The 25,048-nt window shown below is 72.3% G+C and carries 15 protein-coding genes; 11 read left to right on the plus strand and 4 right to left on the minus strand.

What is annotated here, in order from left to right; translation table 11 throughout:
* Positions 1 to 16: 16 nt before the first annotated feature.
* Positions 17 to 4,177 carry a PAAR-like domain-containing protein gene (locus tag WMF36_RS05800; protein WP_437578605.1) on the minus strand — a complete coding sequence of 1,387 codons (4,161 nt, stop codon included), beginning with the start codon at positions 4,175 to 4,177 and terminating at the stop codon, positions 17 to 19.
* 381 nt (positions 4,178 to 4,558) lie between these two features.
* On the opposite strand from WMF36_RS05800, the gene WMF36_RS05805 reads away from it, so the two are divergent.
* A complete protein-coding gene (locus tag WMF36_RS05805) occupies positions 4,559 to 6,841 on the plus strand; it encodes a 5'-nucleotidase C-terminal domain-containing protein (protein WP_437578606.1) in 2,283 nt (760 codons plus the stop codon).
* Positions 6,838 to 7,578, plus strand: a complete 741-nt coding sequence (locus WMF36_RS05810; protein WP_437578607.1) for a tetratricopeptide repeat protein — start codon at positions 6,838 to 6,840, stop codon at positions 7,576 to 7,578. The genes WMF36_RS05805 and WMF36_RS05810 overlap by 4 nt, the downstream gene beginning before the upstream one ends.
* Positions 7,579 to 7,669: 91 nt before the next feature.
* Here WMF36_RS05810 and WMF36_RS05815 read toward each other — a convergent pair whose 3' ends face one another.
* A complete protein-coding gene (locus WMF36_RS05815; RefSeq protein ID WP_437578608.1) occupies positions 7,670 to 9,055 on the minus strand; it encodes a DUF1552 domain-containing protein in 1,386 nt (461 codons plus the stop codon).
* Entirely contained in the window at positions 9,055 to 10,761 is a 1,707-nt protein-coding gene (locus tag WMF36_RS05820) for a DUF1592 domain-containing protein (RefSeq protein ID WP_437578609.1), read from the minus strand. Before WMF36_RS05820 ends, WMF36_RS05815 begins: the two co-directional genes overlap by 1 nt.
* Before the next feature lie 310 nt (positions 10,762 to 11,071).
* Here WMF36_RS05820 and WMF36_RS05825 point away from each other — a divergent pair, with 310 nt between their 5' ends.
* The 3 genes from WMF36_RS05825 to WMF36_RS05835 all read left to right on the plus strand — a co-directional run bounded on the left by WMF36_RS05825 (position 11,072) and on the right by WMF36_RS05835 (position 15,562).
* Positions 11,072 to 11,983 carry a hypothetical protein gene (locus WMF36_RS05825; protein ID WP_437578610.1) on the plus strand — a complete coding sequence of 304 codons (912 nt, stop codon included), beginning with the start codon at positions 11,072 to 11,074 and terminating at the stop codon, positions 11,981 to 11,983.
* Between the two features lies 1 nt (position 11,984).
* Entirely contained in the window at positions 11,985 to 13,985 is a 2,001-nt protein-coding gene (locus WMF36_RS05830) for an SBBP repeat-containing protein (protein ID WP_437578611.1), read from the plus strand.
* Between the two features lie 281 nt (positions 13,986 to 14,266).
* On the plus strand, positions 14,267 to 15,562 hold the full coding sequence (locus WMF36_RS05835) for a glycosyltransferase family 4 protein (protein ID WP_437578612.1): 1,296 nt from the start codon (positions 14,267 to 14,269) through the stop codon (positions 15,560 to 15,562).
* A gap of 36 nt (positions 15,563 to 15,598) precedes the next feature.
* Here the strand turns inward: WMF36_RS05835 and WMF36_RS05840 are convergent, their stop codons facing one another.
* Positions 15,599 to 17,107, minus strand: coding sequence for a serine/threonine-protein kinase (locus WMF36_RS05840; protein ID WP_437578613.1), 1,509 nt, complete (start codon positions 17,105 to 17,107; stop codon positions 15,599 to 15,601).
* Positions 17,108 to 17,369: 262 nt separating this feature from the next.
* Between WMF36_RS05840 and WMF36_RS05845 the strand changes: the two genes are divergently transcribed.
* The 6 genes from WMF36_RS05845 to WMF36_RS05870 all read left to right on the plus strand — a co-directional run bounded on the left by WMF36_RS05845 (position 17,370) and on the right by WMF36_RS05870 (position 25,047).
* On the plus strand, positions 17,370 to 17,972 hold the full coding sequence (locus tag WMF36_RS05845) for a DNA-3-methyladenine glycosylase I (RefSeq protein ID WP_437578614.1): 603 nt from the start codon (positions 17,370 to 17,372) through the stop codon (positions 17,970 to 17,972).
* Positions 17,969 to 18,250 carry an isochorismatase family protein gene (locus WMF36_RS05850; RefSeq protein ID WP_437578615.1) on the plus strand — a complete coding sequence of 94 codons (282 nt, stop codon included), beginning with the start codon at positions 17,969 to 17,971 and terminating at the stop codon, positions 18,248 to 18,250. The genes WMF36_RS05845 and WMF36_RS05850 overlap by 4 nt, the downstream gene beginning before the upstream one ends.
* Positions 18,251 to 18,257: 7 nt before the next feature.
* The gene (locus tag WMF36_RS05855) at positions 18,258 to 19,259 is read left to right on the plus strand and encodes a glycosyltransferase family protein (protein WP_437578616.1); all 1,002 of its coding nucleotides are present in this window, start codon (positions 18,258 to 18,260) and stop codon (positions 19,257 to 19,259) included.
* A gap of 263 nt (positions 19,260 to 19,522) precedes the next feature.
* A complete protein-coding gene (locus WMF36_RS05860; RefSeq protein WP_437578617.1) occupies positions 19,523 to 21,112 on the plus strand; it encodes a glycosyltransferase in 1,590 nt (529 codons plus the stop codon).
* Positions 21,113 to 21,217: 105 nt separating this feature from the next.
* A complete protein-coding gene (locus tag WMF36_RS05865; RefSeq protein ID WP_437578618.1) occupies positions 21,218 to 23,842 on the plus strand; it encodes an MMPL family transporter in 2,625 nt (874 codons plus the stop codon).
* Entirely contained in the window at positions 23,839 to 25,047 is a 1,209-nt protein-coding gene (locus WMF36_RS05870) for a glycosyltransferase family 4 protein (protein WP_437578619.1), read from the plus strand. Before WMF36_RS05865 ends, WMF36_RS05870 begins: the two co-directional genes overlap by 4 nt.
* Position 25,048: the final 1 nt, after the last annotated feature.

Consider the following 25,048-nt stretch of genomic DNA (forward strand, 5'->3'; position numbering starts at 1 on the left):
CCTCGCTCCGGGCTGATCAGCGCCGGCGCCTGCCGCGGCCCCCTTGCGGGCTGGGGCGCGTCTCGACCCAGGTGCCTTGATGCACGTACGGCGTCGTTCCGCCCGTCCAGTTCGGCGCCATCATGCCGGGGCCCCATTGGTGGCCGCCTGGCCCCACGGACGTGGTGCCCGCATAGGTCGCGGCCGGGTTGGCCGAGCGCGCGCCGCTCGCGATCGCCCGGGTCTCGTTCGCGACGGCCTGGGCCACGCTCGGCCCGTTGCCGGCCGCGGGGGTCGTGCTGTTGCAAGCGGACAGCTCGACGCGCCGCTTTCGCCCTCGCTTCTGGCCGCGGAATCCCGCCGACGTGAGCTGCTGCCCGAGCTGGCGGCCGTCGATGTACCCATTGCCCCACTCCACCAGGTTGGGCGCGCCGTGCGTCGATACGATGACGTGATCCTCTCGCGCCAGGCTGCCCGGCGTGAGCTGATCGTATCGAAGCACGCGCGCGCCCGGGTGCTGTGTCTGAAGAAGGGCGACATGCTGCTGGATGGTCGCGTCGCCCGGCGCGCCCACGACGATCGTCGTGAGCCCGGAAGGATCGATGAAGATCGTGACGTTCGGAACGAACCCGATCTCCTGCAGCGACCCCAGCAGGCCGATCGGGTCGGGGGTCAGGAAGACGTGCGTCGTCGGGTCGTAAAAGCGGTGGCGGTTGTAGTGCAGACCGGTCACCGCGTCGGCGCGCTGCCCGGCGAAGCGGAGCGCGCCCGGGTCGCCCGTCGCGCGCGCGACGCGGCCGAAGGCGCCGAGATCGATCTCCGACGCGCGCCCGTCGCGGTGCAGGTAGAGCCAGGGCGTGGAGGCCGCGTCGGTCACGACCATCCGCCAGTCCTTGCCGTCGCGCGCCTCGAGGAGCGGCGTGAAGCCGTCGTCGTCGAAGACGCGCTGGATCGACGGCCCCCTCGTCGGGCGCTCCTCGACGAGGCTCTCGCCGTCCCAGCCGAACCAGGTGCTCTCGCCGTTGCCGTGCGCCTGCGCGACGCAGCGGCCGACAGGATCGTACAGGTAACGGACGGCGAGGCCATCGCCGCGGACCGCTGCGACGAGGCGGTCGCGCTCGTCGTACTTGTAGCGCCAGGTTTGCAGCGGCCCCTGGCCGACGCGGGCCGCGAGGCGGCCGCGGGCGTCCCACTGGATCTCGGCGCCGCCCGCGCGCAGGGGGCGGCCGTCCCCGCCGATCGACCACGCGGGGCCGCGCGACGGGATCGGCGTCCCCTGGGGCGCGTACGTGAACCGCTCGTCGGCGCCGAGGCCTTGGAGGCGGAGCGGCCTGCCCTCGACGTCGAGGTCGTACTGGCGCGCGCCGCGCTCGCTGTCCGTGACCGCCGCGACCGGGCCCACCCGGCTCCACGTCCACGCGCGCGCCCGGACCGGCTCTCCCCGCTCATCCAGGATGGCGACGCTCTCCGGCAGGCCCTGGACGTCGCGCGACCAGACGAGCGCGCGCGTCCCGTCGAGCCGCCTTCGCCGCGACTCGCCGCGCGCGTCCCGCGTGAAGGCGAGCCCGTCCGCCTCGGCGGCGGCGACCTCGATCGACGCCGGCGCGCCATCTTCCTCGCGCCGGCGCACCTCGACGGACCACCCCGTCGCATAACGACGGTCCAGCACGCGGCCCGCGTCGTCGAAGCGGCGGGAGACGGCGAACGCGAACCCGGCTGCCTCCTGGACCTCCCGGACGACCCGGCCGTCCTCGTCGCGCTCGAACGTGATCATCACCTCCGCGTTCCGCGCGCGCGTGAGGTGGCCGAGCGCGTCGTACTGGAGCTCTTCCACGAGCCCGCCCGAGGTCTCGAGCCGCGTGATGCGCCCGGCCCCGTCGCGCTCGTAGCGCACCCACGCATCGTCGGCATGGGTCGTCCGGGCGAGGTGGTTCGAGCCGTCGTACTCGTATGTCGTGGTGGCGCCGCCGAACGAGGTCTCGCTGGAGAGGTTGCCGCTGCCGTCGTACTCGCGCGCATGGCGCTCGCCCGCGGCGTTCTCGATCCAGCGGAGTCGAAGCAGAGCATCGTAGCCGAGCCGGAATCGCCTGCCGTCCGGGCGCACCACCTCCACGAGCGCGCCGGCGACATAGCGGTACCTGGTGATCCCGCTCGCGTCGGAGCGCGCGGTGACGCGGCGGCTGGCATCGATCTCCAGCTCCAGGACGTTGCCGTTCGGCTCCTCCAGGCGCACCAGCGTGAAGCGCGAGTCGTACGCGAATCGATAGACTCCGCCCTTCGGGGTGCGCGCCTCGACGGGGCACCCGAACAGATCGAAGACGTACTCGTAGACGTCGCCGGCCGGCGTCTCGACCCGCAGCGGGTTGCCGTGCGCGTCGTAGTCGTACGTGAGCTCGGCGCCGTCCGGCCCGGTGGACGCCCGCACGAGGCCGTGCGCGTCCCACTCGAGGGCGTGCTCGCGACCGCGCCAGTCGACGCTCCCGGTGGGGATGCCCCTCCGGTACGTGGTGCGGGTCTTCTTCCCGTCGGGCCGCGTGCGGACGATGGCCTGCGCCTCCTCGTCGACCGCATCTCGCCAGGTCGCGCCGTCGGGCTCGGTGACGCTCGCGAGGTGCCCCGCGGCGTTGTACGACCACCGGGTGGTCCGCCCGCCGCCGTCACGCATCGAGAGCAGCCTGCCGACCGTGTCGTACGTGTAAGTGCGCGCGTGGCCGCGCGGATCGACATAGGAGGTCACGAGGCCGAGCGCGTTGCCCGTATACGTGTGGGTCGCGCCCCCGCCGTCGATCACCACGGTCCTGCCCCGGGCGGGGTCGTACGACAGCCGGGCGTGGTGGATGCCCCGGGCGCCCGGGGGGCGGGGCGCGCCGAGCTCCGCGAGCACGTCGCGGCCGGCGAGCTCGCCCCACGTCTCGACGCACCGTTTGACGCCGTCGATCGCCTCGTACCTGAAGTGGAAGGCGAGCCCGTCGGGCAAGATCTCCCGGATCAGGTAGTGTTCATCGTCGTATTCGTACCGGATCTCGGCGCCACCCCCGTCGATGACCCGCACGAGATCGCCCGCGCCGTCGAGCTCGTAGGTCACGGCGCGGCGGGTGTGCGGGGTGCCCTGCTCGTCGGTCGCGGTCACCTCCCACCAGGCGAAGAGCCCCTGGCGCTCGAGCCGGGCACGCCGCCCGACGGCATCGACGATGCCCGTGAGCTCATCCCCTCGCCATTCCATCGTGGCCTTGTTGCCGAACGCGTCGCGGACCTCGACGAGCGCGAAGCGCTCCTCCGGGGCGGTGCGGCGCAGCACCCGCACGAGCCCGTCGTCCTCCTCCACGAGGAGATCCTCTCCGAGGGAGGCGACGCGGACCCCGAACGGCAGGAGCAGGACTTGATCCTGCGCGGGCCAGGAGAGCACCTGGGTGCGACCGCCCGGCGAAGTCAGCTCGAGCTCATCGCCGCGGCGCCTGGCGCTCCAGGCGAGATCGTGCGACCACCCCCACCCCATCCCGCAGCGGTGCCGCACCGCCGCTGTCGAGTAGCTTCGCTCCAGGGTCACGACCAGGGGCCCCGGCAGCTCGAGGTCCGCGACCGGGTTCGTGTACATGGCCCCCGTCATGACGTCGACCGGGTGCCCCGCGGACGCCTGGCCGTCCGCCGACGGCGGCGCGGGTCGGCTCGGCGGGCCCGCGCCCTGGCCGCTGCCCCCGCCGCCGCCGCCGCTGTTGCTCGGGCCCTGAGGGCCGCCGCCGCCCGGACCGCCGGCACCGCCGCCGGCACCGCCGCCGGCACCGCCGCCGCCCCCGGCGTTGCTCGCGCTCGCCCCGGCGCCGACGGTGATGCTCTTGTTCATCTGGCCCATGCTGCCCGTGATGCCGGCCATTCCGAGCTCGATGAGGACGTTGGGCGCGCCCAGCCAGGGAAAGCACGGCCCCCCCGTGTTGAGGCTGACGACCTCTTTGAGCGCGCCTGGCTCGTTGCCGTGACAGGCCTTCATGCAGCCGCCGACCGTGAGGATCTTCGCCCCTTCGATCTTGGTCCGCATGCACGGATCGATGATCCCCTCGGCCACGGTGCCCATCGTCGGGTACGGGATCGGCAGCGGGCTCGGCGCCGCGGGCGTCAGGCACACGCTGACGGCCATGCCGGTCATCTGATGACCCGACTTCTCCGTGATCGTGTCCATGTGAAGGGCGGTGACCTTGGCCATGGCGATCTCGAGCGTCGCACGAGGGGTGTACCGGTCACAACTCGGATGTCGGCGCGACGCGCGTGCGGGCCCGATGCGAGGCGGGCACGCCCGCGGTATGTCTCGATCCGGCGGTCAGGCGCTCCGGCAAGGCATCGTGTCGCGGGCAGAAGCCAGTTGGCGTCCATTCCCGAGGGCGCGGGCGCAGCGGCGCGTGGACAGCGCGCCGAACAAGTGCTCTCCCGCCGCCTCGCCTCTCCGGTGCTGCTGATATGCCGAGCAGCTCATCGAGCCCCTTGATCCGGGCGTGCAGGAGTGCGAAAACTCGATCGCCCTGATTCGACGCGGCTGTACGCACGCGAAGAGGCATCGGCCGAAGCGGCGCACGGAAAGGTGCTCACGATGGCAGGTCGAGCCGGACGGATAGCGGCGTTCTCCTCGGTGATCCTGGCCGTGACCGCGCTGGCCGCGTGCGGCGATGACCAGGGCGGCACAGGCTCACCGACCTCCAGCTCCTCCGGCTCAGCCGGCGAGGGGGGAGGCGGTGAGGCGGGAGGCGGCGGCCATGGAGGAGGCGGCGAGGGAGGCGGCGGCCATGGAGGAGGCGGCGAGGGGGGAGCGCCCGTGACGCCGAGCGGGGCCACGGCCGACTTCGCGCTGCTCGAGACCACCGATCTCCACACCAACCTCCTCGGCTTCGATTACTTCAAGCTGGTCGCGGAGTCATCGATTGGCCTCGAGCGCACCGCGACCCTCGTCAACCAGGCGCGAGCCGAGTTCCCGAACAACATCCTGGTCGATAACGGCGACACCATCCAGGGCACCGTGCTCGCCGACTATCAGGCGCTCGTCGAGCCGATCGGGTGCGGCGAGACGCTGGCCATCTACAAGGCGATGAACCACATGGGGTTCGACGTCGGCGGGATCGGCAATCACGAGTTCAACTACGGCCTCGCCTTCCTCTCGCAGGTGACCCACACCCCGTTCGACGTCGAGGGGCTCGATCTCGCTGCATCGGCGGGCTGCGAGGGCCCTCGGTTCCCGCTGGTGAACTCCAACGTCTTCAGCCTGAAGACGGACGAGACGCTCTTCCCGGAGGCCGTCCTCGTCGAGAAGACCATCACGGCGACGGCGCCGGGCGGCGGCGCCATCGAGAGCACGGTCAAGGTCGGCTTCATCGACTTCACGCCGCCGACGATCCTGAGCTGGGACAAGAAATGGCTCGACGGCAAGGTCTTCACGAAGGGGGTGAAGGAGGTCGCGGCCCCGCTGGTCGACGATCTCCGCTCCAGGGGGGCCGAGCTGGTCGTCGCCATCATCCACGGTGGCCTCGACGACTCGCCCTACACGCCCACCCTCGAGAACCAGGCGTGGCACCTCGCCCAGGTGCCCGGCATCGACGCGATGCTCATGGGCCACTCGCACCAGATCTTCCCCAACCCGAGCAGCACCGTGGCGCAGTTCAGCCTGCCGAAGGTCGACAAGGACGCGGGTACGGTCGACGGCGTCCCCGCGGTCATGGCGAACTTCTGGGGCCAGCACCTCGGCGTCATCAAGATGGGGCTCACCCACGACGGGAAGGGCTGGACGGTCGACGAGGCGAAGACGGTCGTGGAGGCCCGGCCGATCGCCACGAGCTGCAAGGGCGGGCTCCCCGAGGCGTGCGACGCGATGGCGCGCTGGCGCACGGGGGCGCCCTGCGCGTTCGCGACCCTGTGCGACGCGCAGCCGGACAAGACGAAGGTCTTCGTCGAGGCCGACCCTTCCATCGCGCCGCTCTTCGACGCCGAGCACCAGGCGACGATGGCCTACGTCAGGACGCCCATCGGCGCGACCGATTTCGAGATGTCATCGATGTTCGCCGACGTGGGGGATGTGAGCGCGATCCAGATCGTCAACCAGGCCCAGGCGGACTACGTCGCCCGCTATATCGAGGAGAACCTGCCGCAGTACGCGTCGCTCCCCGTGCTCTCGGTGAGCGCGCCGTTCAAGTCCGGCTTTCAGGGCGGCAACGATTACACCGACGTGCCGGCGGGGAGCATCGCGATCAACAACGCGGCCGATCTCTACCTGTACGCGAACACGATCCAGGCGGTGAAGGTCACCGGCGCGGACGTCCTCGACTGGCTGGAGAGGGCCGCGACGCGCTTCAATCAGATCGATCCGAGCGTGACGGAGCCGCAGCCGCTCATCAACGTCGCGATGCCCGGATACAACTTCGACATGTTCACGGACAGCCGGATATCGTACGAGATCGACGTGACGCAGCCGCTCCCGCCCACGGGGATGAAGGCCAGCGGCCGGATCAAGAACCTCCAGTGGAACGGGGAGCCCATGGATCCGGCCGCGGAGTTCATCGTGGCGACGAACAACTATCGCGCGAGCGGCGGCGGCGGCTTCCCTGGCCTCGATGGCTCGAAGACGATCTACGCCGCGCCGGACACGAACCGCGACGTGCTCATCGCGTACATCAAGAAGATCGAGAGCCTCACGCGGGGCGAGAACGGCTCCGCCCGCAGCTTTCGCTTCGCCGAGGTCGCGACGATGGGCCCCGTGACCTTCACCTCGGCGCAGAACGCGCTCCCGAAGGCGGAGGCCGCCGGGCTGAACAACATCTCGCTCGTCGCGCAGGATGACGGCAGCGGCAAGATGCTCTCGGTCTACTCCATCGACCTGAGCCGGTGAGCGTCCAGCCTCCCGTGCGGCTCGTCGCGCTGCTCGGCGGCGCCCTCGTGCTCGGCGGCGTCGCCGCTCTTTTCCTTGGAGGGCCGCGCGAGGGCGATCGTCCCGAGGCGGGTCGCCCCACGCTCGCCGCCGCGCCCTCGTCGCCGTCGCGACCCGGGGCTCCGCTCCCGGGCGGCATGGACGCGCGGACGCTCGGCTTTCGCCTGCTCACGCTCGCGGATCCCGGGGAGGTCCTCGCCGGGATGGATTCGCTCGCGCGGGCGGCCGAGCAGGGAGACGTCGAGGCGCAGATTTCGCTCGGAAGGATCTACTTGAAGGGGCTGCCGGCGGTCCCCAAGGACGCGGCGCGCGCCCGCGCCTGGCTGCTGCGAGCCGCCCCCTCGCACCACCCGAGCGCCGCGTATTTCCTCGGCGTGATGAGCCAGAACGGCGAAGGAGCGAGGGCGGACCCCGCGGAGGCTGCGCGCTGGTTCGAGGTCGCGGCGCGGGGCGGGTCGCCGGACGCGATGTTCCTGCTCGCCAATACGTACCGCGCAGGCGCGGGCGTGCCAAGGAATGACAGAAAAGCCGTGGAGCTCTACAAGAGCGCCGGCGAGCTGGAGCACCCCGCGGCGCTCCAGGCGCTGGCGATGGCGTATCTCTATGGTGAGCTGGGGATCGAGCCCGACGAGGCCGAGAGCCGCCGGTACATGATGGAGGCCGAGCACGCCATCCAACACCGGCAGGTTCCTCCGTAGGCGGCAGGTCCCCGACGAGGGGTCACCATGGAAGGGGCTGCCTTCACTCCACAGCCGGCCTGCGGGAGGCGCGCGCGTTCCCCTCTGCTCCTCAGCTAGTCAGCCCCGTCAGGGGCCCGGTGCAATACTTCGGGTCGCCGAACGACTCCATATCGACGCCCATCGCCTGGAGCAGCGAGACGAGCAGGTCGTTGTGCCCGACCTGCTTCGTCTGCGAGACGAAGCGGCCTGTCTTGAAATGGCCACCTGCGTTTCCGGCGAGCACATAAGGGATGTTCTGGCGCAGGTGATTGCCGTCGGCGTGCTCGTTCGTCCAGAAGATCACCGTGTTGTCGAAGACCGAGCCGTTTCCCTCCGGCATGCTCTTCAGCTTCGCGATCAGGTAAGCGACCTGCTCGGCGTAGAAGCGGCTGATCTTCATGAGGCGCTGGCGGTTTGCCGGGTCGGCGTAGCCGTTGTGCGCCATCGGGTGGTGGCCCTCGGTGATGTCGGGGCCGAGGAAGCTCAGCACCTTGGTCGTCGCGGAGTTCGTGAACTGGAGGCTCGCGACCCGCGTCAGATCGCACGCGAGGGCCATGGCCATGAGGTCCAGCTGGAGCCTCGTGAGCTCGGGCATGCTGGCGACCTTGTCCGGGTCGATGTCCGGCGTCAGCACCGGCTCCGCGCACGCCGCGGAGGTCGGCGCCACGCCGCGGTCGAGGCGCGACGCGATGTCCTCCACCGACGCGATGTGCCCCGCGAGCTTCTCCTGATCCGCGGCGCCGAGCCGCCGCTGCAGCCGCTTGTAGTCGGCGGCCACCTTGTCGAGCACCGCCCTGCGCTGCTCGCTCTTCGTCGTCGCCGCCTCGGGCGTGATGGACAGGTCGGAGAAGAGGCGGTCGAACGCGGTATAGGGGCTGTTCTCCGGCGGCAGCGGCTGCGCCGGACCGCGGTAGGCGATGCGCGCGCCCACGGCCGCCCCGTACACGAGCACGCCGAGCTCCAGCGACAGGAGCTTGGTCCTCGTGCCGATGTGGTTCGCGATCTCCTGGTCGACCGAGATCCCGTCGGCCCAGCCGCACGACAGCCCGGCGTCGCCGGGGAAGTCGCCCTCCTGCATCGCGCGCGCGGTCAGGCACTGCCCCGTGCCCTTCTGGTGCGCGTCGCCCGGCCCCACCAGCGCCGACAGCGCGCTCACGTTGCCGAGGACCAGCAGATCCTCGTTGTGGTCCTTGAGCGGCGCCAGGATGGGCGACAGCTCCTCGCCGTTCTGGAGCTGCGTCGACGACGGCCAGAAGTCCGGCGGAACGGTGCCGTTCGGCGTGTAGATGACGACGAAGCGCTTCGGGAACTCGGCCCCGAGCGCGGCCCGCCCGGTCTGCTCCGACGCCGGGGCGAGCCGCTTCGAGCAGCCCATCACCTCGAGGAACGGCAGCGCGAGCGCCGCGCCGCCGAGGCCCCGGAGCGCGGCGCGTCGGCTGAGTTGGAACGGCTTCATCACGGCTCTCCTTCTGCGGCGCCTGCTGTGGTGCCTCCTGCGTCGATCAAGCGCCGGTAGCGGAACGCGTCGGTCTGGGTGAGCGCCACGAGCAGCGCCCGGATGTTGTACCCGGACGCCTCGAACGCCTGCGTCGCCTGCGCGAGGCTGCAGCTGTCCTCGCTCTGCTCGGCGCGGCCGTAGCCGAAGCGGAACCACTGCTTCACCACGCACGCGCGCACCTGCTCGCTCTGCGCGAGCCGGTGCGCGAGCTCGACCGCCCCGTCGAACGGGCCGTCGATGTCGGTCTGCGTGAGCTCGCCGCTCGCGTCGACGGGGATGCCGTTCTCGGCGTCGCGCCAGCGGCCGAGCGCGTCGTAGTGCTCGAAGCCGAACCCGATCGGGTCGAGCAGCGTGTGGCAGCTCCTGCACCCCGGATCCGACACGTGCTGGGAGAACTGCTCGCGGGTCGTCTTCGTCGGGTCGACCATGGGCGGCTCCGGGACCACGTCCGGCGGCGGCGGCGGGATCTGGCAGAGCAGGCTCTGGCGCACGAACCGGCCGCGGTGGACCGGCGACGACCGGTTCGGCTTCGCGTACAGCGAGAGCAGCCCGGCCTGCGTCACGAAGCCGGCGCGCTGCGACGGATCGAGCTCGACCCGCTCGAACGCGTCGCCCTTCGGGCCGCCCTCGACGCCGTAAAACTCGGCGAGCTCCCGGTTCATCATCGAGTAAGGCGCCGTGAACAGCGCGCTCACGCTCGCGTCCTGCTCGAAGATCGCGTGGTCCAGGAACGCCTCGGTCTCGGCCTGGAAGAGCGGCAGGAGCTCGTCGCGGTACTCGGGGTAGAGCTCCGGGTCCTTCCCGCCCGCGGCGATCTCGTCGATCTTCGCGAGCCCGAGCCACTGGCGGTGGAAGCCCTTCACGGCCTCGCGCGCCCGCGGGTCCTCCAGCATGCGCCGCGCCTGCGCCTCGATCTCCGCCGCGGTGCCGAGCGCCCCCTGCTCGGCGGCCGCGAAGAGCGCCTCGTCGGGCATCGTGCCCCAGAGCAGGTACGAGAGCCGCGAGGCGACCTCGTAGGACGTGAGCGGCGCGACGTCGCCCTCCACCGGATCCGGCATGCCGAGCTCGACGCGGTAGAGGAAGTGCGGCGACTGGAGCATCGCCTGGAGGAGGAGCGCGAGGCCGGTCGACGCGTCGTCGGGCGTGTCTCCGAGGGCGATCCCGCGCCGGAAGAGCGCCACGAAGTCGGCGATCTCGTCCTCGGCGAGGGGCCGGCGGAACGCCCGCTTGCCGAACGACGCGACGAGCGCCGCGACCTCGCCGCGGCACGCCTCGCCGCCCGCGGCCTCTCGACACGCGGGCGCCTCGCCGAGCAGCTTGCCCGCCGCGCGCGCCGCGATGCCCTCGGCCGCGGCCATGTACTGCTCGGCGAGCAGCGGGCTCACCACGAGCGCCGCCGCCTGGTTGTTGAAGCCGAGCGACTCCTCTTCAGGCACGAAGCCCCTCGCAGGGCGGCTGTCGTCGCCGAGGAGATCGGAGATCGTGTTGTCGTACTCCACGCGTGTCATCCGGCGGAGCGGGGACTCGCCGGGCTCGATCGCGGTGCACAGCGGGGCCGTCGCCTCGCCGTCATCGTCGTTCCCGGGCAGATCGCCGAACTGCCCTGAGCAGGAGGCGAGGAGGAGCAGGCCGATGGGCCAGCGGAGACTTCGTGGTTCAGCCATGATGCCTCGTCAGCGAGCGCAAGCAGGGTCCGAGGGCGGGATCGCGCGCCGCCGTGCAGCGCGCGCGGCGCGCGCCCTCTCGCCATCCGCCAGGGAGCGTATTGCAATCCTCTGCTCCCGGATAGGAGCCGCGCGAGGAGAGGGCGAATCAAGTGGGAGCACGGGGCCGATGCGATCCTCCCCTGCGCGCTCGCCTTACCGCGGACGCCGCCTGCCGCGCACACCCCGCACGACCGCGGGGTGCCATCGACTCGGTCCCTCGAAAGCGGCGCTCGACCCGCGACGTGCGGAGCGACTATGCTCGCGCGCAATGCAAAGGCGAACGCTCGCCTGTCCTGTGTTCTCTGCGGTATCGCGGCGCCGCGCGCGCCGCTCCCGGGCGGCCGCGCTGCTCGGCGCGGCGCTCGCCGCGCTCGCTGCGTCCTCTTCCGCGCTCGCCGCCGAGGGCGCGGCGGCGCTCCGCCCCGAGGTCGCGGAGCGCGATGGCGGGGACGGCCCACCCGCCGTGGGAACCGAGCTCTTCAGCGTGGGGTTCGATCTCGAGATCGCCGGTCGTACGCTGTCGTATAGCGACCTGCTCTCCGGGAACCTCCGCACCTACGAGGTGCTTGGCGTGCCCATGCCGTCCCTCCGGGCCGAGCTGTACCCGCTCGCGCGCAGCGCCTTGCCGGTGCTCAGCGACCTCGGGATCGCGCTCTCGTACGCCCGCGCCATCGGCCTCGACTCGGAGGGCGCCGCGGGAGCGAGCGCATCGACCACCTGGAGCCGGCTCCACGCCGGCCTCAGGGGCCGTTACCGCCCGGCCGGGCGCACCGGGCCGGTCCTCTTCGCCGGCGGCGGGCTCTGCTGGACCGACTTTGATGTCGAGTTGACGGGCGACCCGTCGCGCGACGCCGCGTCGGTGTCTTACGTCGCGTTGCGCCTGGGCGTGGACGGGCGCTTTCCTGTCGGCCCTGTCGCGCTGGAGGCGGGCGGAGGCTACCAGGCGCCGCTCTCGATGGGGGCGCTCGCGTCGCACTTTCGCGAGCCGAGCGCCGGCGGCGTCGACCTCCGCGTCGCGGTCGCCGTCCCGTTCGCGCCGGGGCTCGAGGCGCGCGCCGGAGCGTCGTATACGCGCTTCTTCTATGACTTCAACTCCGAGCCTGGGGACCCGTACATCGCCGGTGGAGCGCTCGATCAGCTCTTCGGTGCGCACCTGGGGGTGGCTTACCATGGGTATTGAGGTGCGCGGATCTCGCGCGGCGCGCGGCGTGTCCGGCCTCCGCCGCGGCCTCTGGACGGCGGCCGCGCTCGCCGCGCCGGCCCTGCCGCTGCTCGCGGGGTGTCCCGGGACGATCGACGACAAGGAGCGGTTCGCCGGGCCCGACGGCCGCCCGCCGTCCGACTGCGCCGACGTGCCGTCGGTGTTCGCCGAGCGCTGCGGCGGCGCGAGCTGCCACGGGCCGGGCGAGCCCGCGGCCGCCCTCGACCTCGTCACGCTCGGCGTCGGCGCCCGCGTCGCCGGGCGCCCGGCCCAGAGCTGCGCGGGGGTGCTCGCCGACCCCGACCGGCCGGAGGAGAGCGTGCTCTACGTGAAGCTCACCGACGCGCCCTCGTGCGGCGCGCGCATGCCGCTCGGCGCCGCCCCGTACTCGTCCGAGGAGCTCGCGTGCGTGGCCGCGTGGATCGCGGAGCTCGCGCCGGCCACGTGCAGCGGCCCCGACTGCGGCTGTCCCGGGTGCGTGTGCGCGCCCGGCGCCGAGGAGGCGTGTTACACGGGCCCCGGGGCGACGCGCGACGTCGGGCGCTGCGCGGCCGGCACGCGCGCCTGCAACGCCGAGGGCACGTCGTGGGGCCCGTGCACGGGCGAGGTCCTGCCCGCGTTCGACGCGTGCGACACGCCCGACGACGAGGACTGCGACGGCGCCGCGCCCGCCTGCGAGGAGGTGTGGAGCCGCGGCTTCGGCGACGCGAACGGCCAGTACGCCCGTTCCGTCGCCGTCGACGCGGACGGGAACGTGATCGTGGCCGGCCAGCTGGAGGGGACCGTCGATTTCGGCGGCGGCCCGCTCACGGCCACGGGCGCCGACGCCTTCGTGGCGAAGTTCGACAGGTTCGGCACGCACCTCTGGAGCAAGCGCTTCGCGGGCGACGGCAACCAGCTCGCGATGGCGCTCGCGGTCGACCCGGCCGGCGACGTCCTCGTGGCGGGCCGCGCGTTCGGCAGCGTCAATTTCGGCGGCGGCGTGCTCGTGTCGCACGGCAGCGACGACGTGTTCGTCGCCAAGCTCGACGCTTCCGGCGAGCACGTCTGGAGCAGGCTCTTCGGCGGATCCGGCGCGGATCGCTGCGATCGCATCGCCGTCGACCCGGCGGGCAACGTCCTCGTGGCCGGCGGCTTCCACGGCGCCGTCGATTTCGGCGGCGGCGTGCTCACGAGCGCGGGCCTGCGCGACGCCTTCGTGCTGCGGCTCGCCCCGGAGGACGGCCGCACGCTCCTCGCCGTGCGCGCCGGCGACGAGGGCGACGACCACGCCCACGGGATCGCGGCCGACGCCGCCGGCAACCTGCTCGTCGCGGGGCATTTCTCCGGATCCATCGACCTCGGCGGCGCGCCGCTCGCGAGCGCGGGGCTCACCGACATCTTCCTCGCCAAGCTCTCCCCCTCGGGCGACCCCGTCTGGAGCGCCCGGTTCGGCGGCGCCGGGGCCGACGAGGCCCACGACCTCGCGGTGCACGAGGCGACGGGCGACGTGGTGCTCACGGGCACGTTCGCGTCGACCCTCGACTTCGGCGCCGGCCCCCTGACGAGCGCCGGCGGGCAGGACCTGTTCGTCGCCCGGCTCTCGGGCGCCGGCGCGCACGTCCTGAGCCGCCGCTTCGGCGACGCGGAGGACCAGCTGTTCACCGATTTCGAGACGGGCGCGCGCGCGAGCGCCGCGGTGGACGCCGCCGGCAACCTCGTGCTCGCGGGGCCGCTCTTCGGCGCGGCGGACTTCGGCGGCGGGCTGCTGACGAGCCGCGGCAAGACCGATGTCTACCTGGTCAAGCTCGGCCCCTCGGGCGATCACCTGTTCAGCGCGCTGTTCGGAGACGCCCAGACGCAGGTCGGCCTGGACGTCACGGCGGACTCAGGAGCGAGCGTGCTGCTCGCCGGCCGCTTCTACGGCGGCATCAACTTCGGCCAAGGGACGCTCTCGGGCGCGGGCCAGGGAGATGCGTTCCTGGCGAAGCTTTCTCTGTAGCTCCCCATTGTAAATTGGGCGCCGTGATGTACAGACGCGCTGTCTGCTGAGCTGTCTCACCGAGGCGGCCCCATCCGTGTGCCAATTTGCCTCACCTGGGGCAGGGTGGATGTTTGCTTGTGGCTGGTGCGGTCCCGCTGCTTCCATTCTGGCTTCGTTTCCAGCCTCTCCGCGGTGGCATGTTCTCTGCTCAACGTGGCTCGACCGCGCGGCGAGGCCGCGCACCCCCTTCACCGGAGGACTCCTGTCGCGCCAGTAGGCGAGCCCGGAGGAGCAGAGGTATGCGCATCCTGCTGATCACCAAGATCTTCCCGAACGCGATGAACCCGGGCCAGGCGCCGTTCAACCGGCGGCAGTTCGCCGCGCTGTCGCGCCATTGCGACATCGACGTCTTCGCGACCATTCCCTGGTTTCCGGGGGCCTCCCGGTTCTCCAAGTGGTCAATCGCGGACGAGGCGCCTCGCGAGGAGGTGATCGAGGGATTGCCTGTGCGTCACCCGCGGTTCCTGTATCTGCCCAAGGTCGCGCCGTACCTCAATGGCCCGCTCTATGCGGCCTCGATGCTCCTGGAGCTCGCGCGGAACCATCCGGCGCCGGACGTCATCGTCGGCTCGTTCGCGTATCCGGACGGCTTCGCCGCGGTGTGCCTTGCGGAGCTGCTCGGCGTCCCGGCGGTCGTCAAGGTGCACGGCTCGGACATCGACGTGCTCTCCCGGCAGCCGGCGGTGAGGCCAGCGCTGGAGTGGGGGCTCCGGCGCGCGACGCGCGTCGTCGCCGTGAGCAAGCAGCTCGCGGAGGGGGTCCACGCCCTCGGCGTGCCGCGCGACCGCATCGATGTCGTCATGAACGGCGTCGATCGCACCATGTTCCGGCCGCGGGACCGGGGCGAGGCCCGCGCCGCCCTGGGCCGCTCCGCGGAGCGCCGGACGCTGCTCTACGTCGGCCACCTGCTCCGCGACAAGGGGGCGCTCGACGCGATCGCCGCCTTCGAGCGGATCGCCGCCGCGCACCCGGACATCGACCTCGTGATGGTCGGGAGCGGCGCCGACGAGCAGGCTTGCCGCGCGGCGGCGGAGCGGCTCGGCAGCCGCGTCCTCTTGACGGGCCGCCTGCCGCACGACCAGGTGGCGCGCTGGGTCGCCGCCTGCGATGCGCTCGTCCTGCCGAGCCATCATGAGGGCACGCCCAACGTCGTGATCGAGTCGCTCGCGTCCGGACGCCGCGTCGTCGCGACGCGGGTCGGGGGCATCCCCGACGTGCTGAGCAGCCCCGAGCTCGGCGAGCTCGTCTCGCCCGGCGATCTGCCCGCGCTCTCCCAGGCCATGGCGCGCGCGGCGTACGCGCCGTACGAGCCCGAGCGGATCGTGGCGCTCGCCGGGTGCAAGGGGTGGGACGAGAGCGCCCGCGCCTTCTACAACTCGATCCTGGCGGCGCGGGGCGAGCGGCCGTTGCCGGCGCTCGACAAGCGCCCTGTGCTCCAGCTGGACGGACAGCCCCCTCCGTCCACGCGCCGGGCGCCGCCGCCCGCCTCGCGGCGGTTCCCCGAGGCCGCGCAGCTCGGCGTCAGCCAGGCCTGAAGGCGCGCGGCGGCCCCGCGCTCGCCCTGGTCCGCCTCACGTCACGGGTACGGCCTTCTCCGGCCGCAGGCGCAGGGTGGGGCCGGGATCCGGGGGCGGGGGCTCGCCGCGCGGCATCGCCGCGCGCGCTGCCCAGAAGCTCCTCGCGTCCTCCGGCGTCCAGGGCGGCGCCGGGGCGCATGCGTCGAGCGTGGTGAGCAGCTCGCGCGCGCTCTGGTAACGATCACTGGGCCGCTTGGCGAGGCACCGCATCACCACCTCTTCCAGCTCCGACGACAGCGGCCACGGCGCGCGGAGCGACGGCGGGATCGGCGGCATCGTCAGGTGGGAGTAGACGAGCTTGCCGAAGCTCCGGCCCTCGAACGGGGCCACCCCCGTCAGCAGGTAATAGAGCGTGACCCCGAGCGAGTAGATGTCGCTGCGAGCGTCGACCGTGCCGGCCGAGATCATCTCCGGTGACATGTAGGTCGGCGTTCCCTTGATCACGCCGACGTCCGTCATGCTCGCGTCCCCTTGCAGGGTCACCTGCTTCGCGATCCCGAAGTCGAGCACCTTGAGCACGTCCTGCTCGTCGCCGACGCGCGTGATGTAGAGGTTGTGAGGCTTGATGTCGCGGTGGATGACGCCCGCGTCGTGCGCCTCCGCCAGCGAGAGGCACGCCTGCCGCGCGAAGTGCACGACGCGCGAAGCGGGCATCGGGCCGTGATCGCGCACCAGGGTGGCCAGGTCGGCGCCGGCCAGGTGCTCCATCGCGATGTAGAAGATGCCGTCGCTGCTCGCCCCGAAATCGAAGATCCGGATCGTGTGCGGCGACGTGAGCCGGCTCGTCGCGCGCGCCTCGCGCTCGAAGCTGCGCACGTCGCCCTCGGATTTGCTCTCGCTGCGGAGCAGCTTCAGCGCCACGTCGCGGCGGAGCGACTCGTCCCAGGCGAGCCACACCTCGTTCTGCCCGCCCCGGCCGACCGGCGCCACGAGCCGGTAGCGGCCGAGCTTGCGGGCCTCGTAGACCTGCTGGCGCGCCGACCAGAGGCCGTGGCTCGCCGCCGACACGAGGATCGCGGTGGCGAACACGAAGATGTAGTTGCAGGCGAAGATCACGAGCGACCGCGGCGACGTCCACTGCGCCGCGAGCGCCGGGTCGAGGGACGCCCCGGCGCCCATGATGATCGGGAAGCTCAGCGCCACCGGGAGCGTCATCCGGAGCGAGCGCGTGAAGTGCGTGGGCAGGATCGTCGCGTCGACGAGCATCACGATCGAGAGCCCGTGCATGTAGTTCCAGGTGAGATCCCCGAACTCCAGGGCCATCACCGAGATCAGCCCCGCCGTGCTCCAGACCGCGAACACGTGCGCCGCGTCGAGGAGCTCGGCCGAGGTCTGCTGGCGCCGGGCGAGCAGGTAGAGCCAGAGCAGGATGATCTCGCCGAACAGCCGGTAGAGCAGCAGCCGGGCGATGGAGGCGCTCGGAAACACCGCCAGCACGACGAACACGTCGAGCGCCGCGAACGTGGGCCAGGCCACGAGCGCCGTGGGCAGTCCCCGCGCCATCGCGCGGCGCTCCTCCGTCGATGTGGCGCCGCGAGACCCCTGGGATCCCATCGGATGAGAGCTGCTCGAGGCGATCATGGTGCGGCGCGGCCCAGGGTGCTGGCCCCATTGGAGCTCTGCGCTGGCGGGGAGTCAAAGCGCACGTCGCGCGGTCGCGCGGGATGACGCGTGGTCACGCGGGATGGCGCGGGATGGCGCGCGGTCACCCGGGATCGTGGGTCCGTGGGATCGCGCCGAAGGAGGGCTGCTACAGTGCCGCGCGATGCCGGAGCGATGCCCTTGGGTGACCGCGGATCCAGAGTACGTCGCCTATCACGACGAGCAGTGGGGCGTGCCGCTGCACGACGACCAGGCCCTCTTCGAGATGCTGATCCTCGAGGGCGCGCAGGCGGGGCTCAGCTGGCTCACCGTGCTGCGCAAGCGGGCGGCATACCGCGAGGCGTTCGCGGGCTTCGACCCGGCCCGCGTGGCGCGCTTCACGCCGGCGCGCGTCGAGGAGCTCCTCGCGAACCCCGGCATCGTGCGCAACCGGCTCAAGGTCGCGTCGGCCATCACCAACGCGCAGCGCTTCCTGGAGGTGCAGCGCGAGCACGGCAGCTTCGACGCGTACCTCTGGGGTTTCGTCGGCGGGGCGCCCGTTGTAAACGCGTTCCGCGCCCTCCCGGAGGTCCCCGCGAAGACGGCGATCTCGGATGCGCTCAGCAAGGATCTCGTGCGCCGCGGTTTCAAGTTCGTCGGCTCGACCATCTGCTATGCGCTCATGCAGGCGACCGGGATGGTCAACGACCACCTCGTGAGCTGCTTTCGGTACGAGCAGGTGGAGGGGATCGCCGGCGCCCGGGGGGCCAGAGGGAAACGGAAATGAAGCAGACGAGCGCGCTCGTGATCATCGATGTGCAGAACGGCGTCCTCCACGGGGGCTGCAAGACGGAGCTCTGCGTGGACACGACCTGCCGGCGCGCGGTGACCCTCGGCTTCGGCGTGACGCTCGCCGCCGACGCGCACGGCACCTCGGACAGCCCGGCGCTCACGGCGGCGGCGATCGTCGCGCACCACAACCGGCTGCTGGACGGCTTCGGCGTCATGATGGACGGGCGCCCGCGCGAGATCCGCGCCGTGCCGAGCGCGCAGATCGAGCTCTGATCGGCCCGTGGCGAGGATCGGCTACTACGTCCACGGCCGCGGGCGCGGGCACGCGAGCCGCGCGCTCGCGATCGCGGGGGCCCTCCGCGACCGCGGCCACGAGCTCAGGATCTACGGCGGCGGCCAGGCGGCGGATCTGCTCGGCGCCCTGCCGGAGCACCGCCTCGTCCGGCCCATCTACCCCGGCCTCGGGGGCGTGCTCGAGCTCCCGCGCCGCCTCGCCAGGGAGATCGTCGAGCAGGCGGGCTTCCGGCCCGACGCCATCCTGAGCGACGGGGACGTGCCCTCGCTGCTCGCCGCCCGCGCGCTCGGGATCCCCGCCGTCGCGCTCGGCCACGACCTCCTCTTCTCGCGCTGCCGCCTGCCCGAGGAGCTGCCGCGCCTGCGGGTGCTCGCGTGCCGCCGGACGACGTGGGCCGTCACCCGGCGGACCTACGCGGTCGCCGTCCACTTCCTGCCCGCCGAGCCGGCCGCGCCGCGCACGATCGTCGCGCGCCCGGCGCCGCGGCGGCCGCCCGCGGGCTCGGGGCAGGGGATCGCGCCCGGCGCGGTCGTCTGCTACTTCCGCGATCGCAACGCGCGCGCGGCGATCGAGCTCGTCGCGGCGGGCGGGCGGCGCGTCGTCGCGTTCGGCGACCCGGACCTGCGCGTGCCCGGCGTGCAGGCGATGCCGTTCGACAGCCGCGATTTCCTCGCCCACCTCGCCGCCGCCTCCGCCGTCGTGGCCTCGGCCGGGAGCAACCTGCTCGCCGAGTGCGTCCTCGCCGGCAAGCCCGTGCTGGCCCTCCACGCCGAGCACGATCACGAGCAGGCGCTCAACGCGAGCCTGGCCGCGCGCGCCGGGGTCGCCGTCGCGCGCTCGTTCGCGTCGCTCTCGTCGCGCTGCGTGGCGCGCTTCTTCGAGCGCGTCCGCGCAGGCGACTTCGCGCGCGTCGACCTCGCGGGCACGCTCCCGGATGCGCCGTCGGCCGTGCTCGCCATGCTTGATGAGGCGCGCAGAATCGCCTAGGTGCATCGTCGCGTTCGCACTTGCGCGACGACGACAGGTGTGAAATCGGCACAAGGTTTGCTAAACGTCCCCGTCCACTCGGACTGACGAGGGCGAGGAATGGCTGCTGTGGCCAGCATGCTGTGGCCAGCGGCAGGCTGCGCTCGCGGGCGCGGAACGACACGGCTGCCAGAGGCACGACATGAACGTCATATCGACCGTTGCGCCGCGGGCACCGGTCGATAGGACGGCGGTCTGCGCCGCTTCTCGAAGGAGCAACGAAGATGACCATGGATGCAATACGGCCGCTCGGTGAGCACCGGATCGATCGCGCACAGCACGAGGCGATCGCGTCGGTGCGCCACACTCCATCGCCCGGATCGGCGCGGGGAGGGCATTCCCCCGTCAGGGCGCAGGCGGCGCTTCCTGAAAATCCCTTCGCTGCCCTCTCGGGAGCCAACGGGCGACCGCTCAAGGTCGCCATCCTCAGCGACTTCACGCGCATTCCTTACGCGAACGGGGCCGTCTTCCAGACACGGGCCCTGTATCGCGCGCTCAACACCTGTGGTCACCAGGCAACACTGATCGGACCGCGGGATCCGGACGCTTCGGCCGACGAGATGCCGCCCGGCACCATCGCCCTGCCCAGCCTGCCGCTGCGCACCTATCCGGGGGTGCACCTGCCGATGCCCCTGGAGTCCTTCGTGTTCGATCCGATGCGGTGGGATTTCGACATCTGCTTCGCCCAGACCACGACGCTCCTTGTCGAGTTCGGCATCTGGCTCCGCAAGATGCGCGGCATCCCGCTGCTCTGCGTGAACACGACGCACCTCGCGGCCGCGTACGACGTGCTCCTGCCGGAGCGCGTGTCCCGGATCGGCGCGGTCCACACGGTGCTCCACAAGACGCTGCGCGCCCCGATGGAGCGGCTCTTCGTGGACCTGTACAACCAGGGCGACGGGCTCGTCGTGCTGAGCGAGGGGCTGCGCGACTACTGGCGCGAACGCGGGGTGACGGTGCCCATCCACGTCATCCCGCGGATGGTCCCGGAGGACGTGTTCGATCGCCCGCTCGGCCCCGACCCGTACGCCCCGATGCTCGAGGAGCGCGGGCTGGACGCGCGCGGCCCGCGCTTCGTCTGCGCCGGGCGCCACACGCGCGAGAAGTCGCAGCACCGGCTGATCCGCATCTTCGCCGAGCACATCGCGCCGCACCACCCGCAGGCGACGCTCACGCTCGTCGGCGACGGGCCCGACAGCGCGGCGTACGCGGCGCTGGCGCGCGAGCTCGGCATCGCCCGGCGGGTGATCATGACGGGCGAGGTGCCGTACAGCCGCATCTCGGACTATTACCGGCACGCGACGGCGTTCCTTCACGCGTCGCTGAGCGAGACGTTCGGCAACGTGCTCAGCGAGGCGCTCTGGTGCGGCACCCCGACGATCGCGTTCGCCGACGGCATGGGCGTGAGCTCGCAGATCCAGAGCGGCTACAACGGCCTGCTGCTCGATCCGGGCCGCGGGACGCTCGCCGAGGCCAAGGCGAACGCCGCGTTCGGCAACGCCGCGCTCGCGCTCGCGCGCGACCCGCAGGCCGCCGCGCGGCTCGGGAGCGCGGCCGCGCAGCGCGCGCGCGAGCGCTCCTCGCCGCTCGTGGTCCAGCGGATGATCGCGAACGCCTTCGTCAACGCGCGTGAGCACGCTGCTGGGGCCGGCCTCCGGCCGCTCGTCGACGGGCCGAAGGCGCTCCAGTGGTTGGAGACTTTCCGTCACTTCCGCTCGTGGCTGGGCTTCACCGGCGGTCTGTTCGCCTTCGGTCACCTGCGCCCGGCCGCGGCGCCGCGGCCGAAGGGCATCCAGCCGTCGTTCTGCGCGTAAGGTCCGTCTAACCATTGACATTGACCACCATGCGCGCCTGGCGTGCATGGTAAGACCTGCCCGGCGCCGCCCTCCGCGCGGCGCCGGCTCGAGGTGTTCTTCGCAATGCTCCTCAGGATGATCGGGGCGCTCGTCGACTTCAGCGGGCGCCGACCCTGGCTCGTGATCGGCATGGCGATCGCCGCCATGACAGGGCTATGGGGGTACGCTTCGCAGCTCGAGCTGCGCACGGAGCTCCGGGAGCTCCTGCCGAGCGACAGCCCGGCGTTCATGGCCTACGAGCGCCAGGCCAGCCGCGTGGACGGCGGCGCGCAGCTCATCGTGATCGCCGAGTCGCCGGAGCGCGGCGCGAACGAGCGGTTCATCGACGCGCTCTCGGAGCAGCTGGAAGAGCCGCTCCGGCGGCGCGCGGCCTGCCTCGCGGCGTGCGCCGACGACACGTGCCGCGCGGCGTGCGGGCCCGCGTCGCTCATCCGCTACGTGGAGACCGGCACGAAGGAGGTGCGCCGCTTCTTCGACGAGAACAAGTGGCTCTACGCCGGCGTCCGGGAGCTCGAGCAGGCGGACGAGGCGATCGAGCTCGAGATCGCGCTGCGGAGCGGCCTCATCGACGACCTGGACGCGGGAGAGAGCGGCGGCGCGAGCGGGGGCCAGGCGGCGGGCGCGGCGGCCGAGAAGGGCACGGCGCTCGACGAGACGTGGGCGGAGCTCGAGCGGCGGCTGAAGAAGATCGACGAGTTCCCGAGCGGCTACTTCGCCACGCCCGACGGCCGCAAGGTCGGGATCCGCATCGTCTCGCGGAGCGCCGGGATGGGCGATCGCAGCGCGGCCCAGCTCCTCGACGACGTGACCGCGCTCGTCGGGCGCCTCGACCCGGCGAAGTTCCACCCGGCCATGCAGGTCGGGTACGCGGGCGACATCCCGAACGCGATCGCCGAGCAGCGGTCGCTCGTGAGCGAGGCGGTGTGGGCCACCGTGCTCGCGCTCGTGCTGATCCTCGGCGGCGTGATGATCTACTACCGCTCGCCCTGGTCGCTGCTCGTGATCTTCCTGCCCACGGCGTTCGGCGCCAGCGCCGGGTACGCGTTCGCGACGGCGACCTACGGCTACGTCAACACGGTCGGCGCGTTCCTCGGGGCGATCATCGTCGGCAACGGCGTCAACTACCCGATCGTGCTCCTGTCCAGGTACCGCGATTTCCGCGCGCGCGGCATGGCCGCGGACGAGGCGCGGCGCGAGGCGGTCGTCAACGCGTTCCGGGCCGAGCTCGTCGGGGCGTGCGTGGCGGCGATCGCGTACGGGTCGCTCACGATCACGCACTTCCGGGGGTTCAGCCAGTTCGGCATGATCGGCTTCGTCGGGATGCTCACGGTGTGGGCCTCCATCGTGCCGCTCGTGCCCGCGACGCTGGTCGCCATCGAGCGCATCCAGGCGAGGCTCCCGCGCTGGCTGCGCGATCCGCCGCCGCGCGTCTCGGACGAGGGCACCGCCGGGCCCGGGGCGCGGGCGCTCGCCCGCGTGACGAAGCGGTGGCCGGTCGTGCTCCTCGCCGTGGCGCCGGTCGTCCTGATCCTCGCCGCGTGGAAGCTCCCCGCGTACGTGAGCGACCCGTGGGAGTACAACTTCGCGCGCCTCGGCTCGAAGAGCTCGCGCGAGAAGGGCGCGGGGAGCTGGTCGCGCAAGGCGTCCGAGGTCTTCGGCGGCAAGATGAACGTCGCGGGCGCGATGATGCTGGCGGACAGCCCCGAGCAGGTGCCGGCCATCAAGGCGCAGATCCTGGCGAACGACGCGAAGGACCCGCAGGGCAAGCTCGTGGCCGACGTCGCGACCCTCGCCGACGCCCTCCCCGGCACGGTCGAGGAGCAGCGCCAGAAGATCGAGATCCTGGGGCGGATCCGCGACCGGCTGACCCCGCGCGTGCTGAAGGCGCTGACCCCGGAGGAGCGGGAGCGCGCCCTGCTCATGAAGCCGCCGGAGACCTTGCGCGTGATCACGCCCCAGGATCTGCCCGACCTCATCCGGCGCAGGTTCGAGGAGAACAACGGGGTCGTGGGCACGGTGTTCTACGTGAAGTACAAGAACGAGGTCTCGTTCTCGAACGGCAAGAACCTCCTCCGCATGGCGAACACGACCGGCAACGTGGTCCTCCCCGACGGGACGCAGGTCGTGACGGCGAGCAGGCCGACGGTCTTCGCCGAGATGATCCGGTCGATGGAGCGCGACGGCCCGCTGGCGACGGCGGTGTCGTTCCTGGCCGTCACGGTCGTTGTGGTGCTCGCGACAGGCAGCCTGATGGGCGCGTTCTCGGTCCTGTCGTCCCTCGTGCTCGGCGTGCTCGCGACGGCGGTGGCGATGGCCATGCTCGACGTGAAGATCAACTTCCTGAACTTCATCGCGCTCCCGATCACGTTCGGCATCGGCGCCGAGTACCCGTTCAACGTCTTCGACCGCGCGCGGCTGCTCGGCGGCGACGTGGCGCTCGCGGTGAAGCGCTCGGCCGGGCCGGTGGCGCTCTGCAGCTACACGACCGTGCTCGGCTACGGCTCGCTCGTCTTCGCCGACAACCAGGCGCTGAACTCGTTCGGCTGGGTCGCGGTGAGCGGCGAGATCGCGTGCGTGGCGAGCGCGCTCCTGTTCCTGCCGGCGCTGCTCCACGTGATGAACCGCTCCGGGTCGCTGACGCGCGCATGGAAGGGCGGCATGCTCTGGCGAGGGAGCCACCACTCGTGAAGATCCTCGACGTCGCTGAGTTCTTCTCGTCGCGCGGGGGCGGCGTGCGGTCGTACCTCGAGGAGCTCGTGCGCCAGGGCAGCCGGCGCGGCCACGAGGTGGTCGTCGTGGCGCCCGGGCCGCGCGACGAGGTGGTGCCGCTCGAGCAGGGCCGCATCGTGCGGGTGGCCGGCCCGCCGATGCCGTACGACCCGACCTACCACGCCCTGCTCCGGCTCGGCGCGGTCCGCGCCATCATCCGCCGCGAGGCCCCTGACGTGCTGCAGGCGAGCGCGCCGTACACGGCCGCGCTCGTCGCGGCGACCGAGCGCTCGGTCCCGCTCCGCACGTTCGTGTACCACTCCGACCAGATCAGCACGTACGCCGCGCCGCTGCTCGACCGGGTGCGCCCGCGCGCGGTCGCCCGCGCCCTGGAGGGCGCGCTGTTCGCCTGGCCGCGGGCCCTGTCGCGGCGGTTCGACGCGACGATCGCCCCGGGGACGTTCATCGCCGAGCAGCTCCGCGCGCACGGCTGCGAGCGCGTCCACCGCGTCACCTTCGGCGTGCGGCGCGAGTCGTTTGACCCCTCGCGCGCGGACCCCTCGCTGCGGCGGAGCCTGCTCGGCCGGTTCGCGGACGACCCGTCGGCGGCGCTGCTGCTCGTCGCGTGCCGGCTCGCGGTCGAGAAGCGGGTCGCGCTCGTGATCGACGCCGCGCTGGAGCTCGCGGCGCGGCGCCCGGTGGCGCTCGTGGTGCTGGGCGACGGGCCGGAGAGGGCGCGCCTCGAGCGGCGCGCGGCCGGCCTGCCGCAGGTGAGCTTCCTCGGCTTCGCGAAGGACCGCGCCACCTACGCGGCGCTGCTCGCCAGCGCCGACGTGTTCGTCCACGGGGGTGCCGCCGAGACGTTCGGCTTCGTGCTGGGCGAGGCGCTCTGCTCGGGCCTGCCGCTCGTCGTCCCCGCGGCCGGCGCCGCGACGGATTTCGTGAGCCCCGGCGCCGCCGAGGCGTATCCGCCGCGCGCCTCGGCCGCCGAGGTCGCGGCCGCGATCGAGCGCGTGCTGCAGCGCCCCCGGGGCGAGCGCGCCGCCGCGGCCCGGGCCGCGGGCGAGCGGCTGCCTGCGAGCGACGAGCACTTCGACGCGCTCTTCGCGCTCTACGCGGACCTGCTCGGCCGCGGCCGCGGCCGCGGGACGAGCGCCGGCGACGGGCCGCCGCGCGACGCCTGAG

It is taken from the genome of Sorangium sp. So ce887, from assembly GCF_051521455.1.
Taxonomy (GTDB): Bacteria; Myxococcota_A; Polyangia; order Polyangiales; family Polyangiaceae; genus Sorangium.

Excerpts from the sequence above, each read along its gene's own strand:
- WMF36_RS05815 (WP_437578608.1), bottom strand. The coding sequence starts at position 9,055 with ATGAAGCCGTTCCAACTCAGCCGACGCGCCGCGCTCCGGGGCCTCGGC.
- WMF36_RS05820 (WP_437578609.1), bottom strand. The coding sequence starts at position 10,761 with ATGGCTGAACCACGAAGTCTCCGCTGGCCCATCGGCCTGCTCCTCCTC.
- WMF36_RS05800 (WP_437578605.1), bottom strand. The coding sequence starts at position 4,177 with ATGGCCAAGGTCACCGCCCTTCACATGGACACGATCACGGAGAAGTCG.
- WMF36_RS05835 (WP_437578612.1), top strand. The coding sequence starts at position 14,267 with ATGCGCATCCTGCTGATCACCAAGATCTTCCCGAACGCGATGAACCCG.
- WMF36_RS05865 (WP_437578618.1), top strand. The coding sequence starts at position 21,218 with ATGCTCCTCAGGATGATCGGGGCGCTCGTCGACTTCAGCGGGCGCCGA.
- WMF36_RS05850 (WP_437578615.1), top strand. The coding sequence starts at position 17,969 with ATGAAGCAGACGAGCGCGCTCGTGATCATCGATGTGCAGAACGGCGTC.
- WMF36_RS05805 (WP_437578606.1), top strand. The coding sequence starts at position 4,559 with ATGGCAGGTCGAGCCGGACGGATAGCGGCGTTCTCCTCGGTGATCCTG.
- WMF36_RS05840 (WP_437578613.1), bottom strand. The coding sequence starts at position 17,107 with ATGGCGCGGGGACTGCCCACGGCGCTCGTGGCCTGGCCCACGTTCGCG.
- WMF36_RS05845 (WP_437578614.1), top strand. The coding sequence starts at position 17,370 with ATGCCGGAGCGATGCCCTTGGGTGACCGCGGATCCAGAGTACGTCGCC.
- WMF36_RS05860 (WP_437578617.1), top strand. The coding sequence starts at position 19,523 with ATGACCATGGATGCAATACGGCCGCTCGGTGAGCACCGGATCGATCGC.
- WMF36_RS05825 (WP_437578610.1), top strand. The coding sequence starts at position 11,072 with ATGCAAAGGCGAACGCTCGCCTGTCCTGTGTTCTCTGCGGTATCGCGG.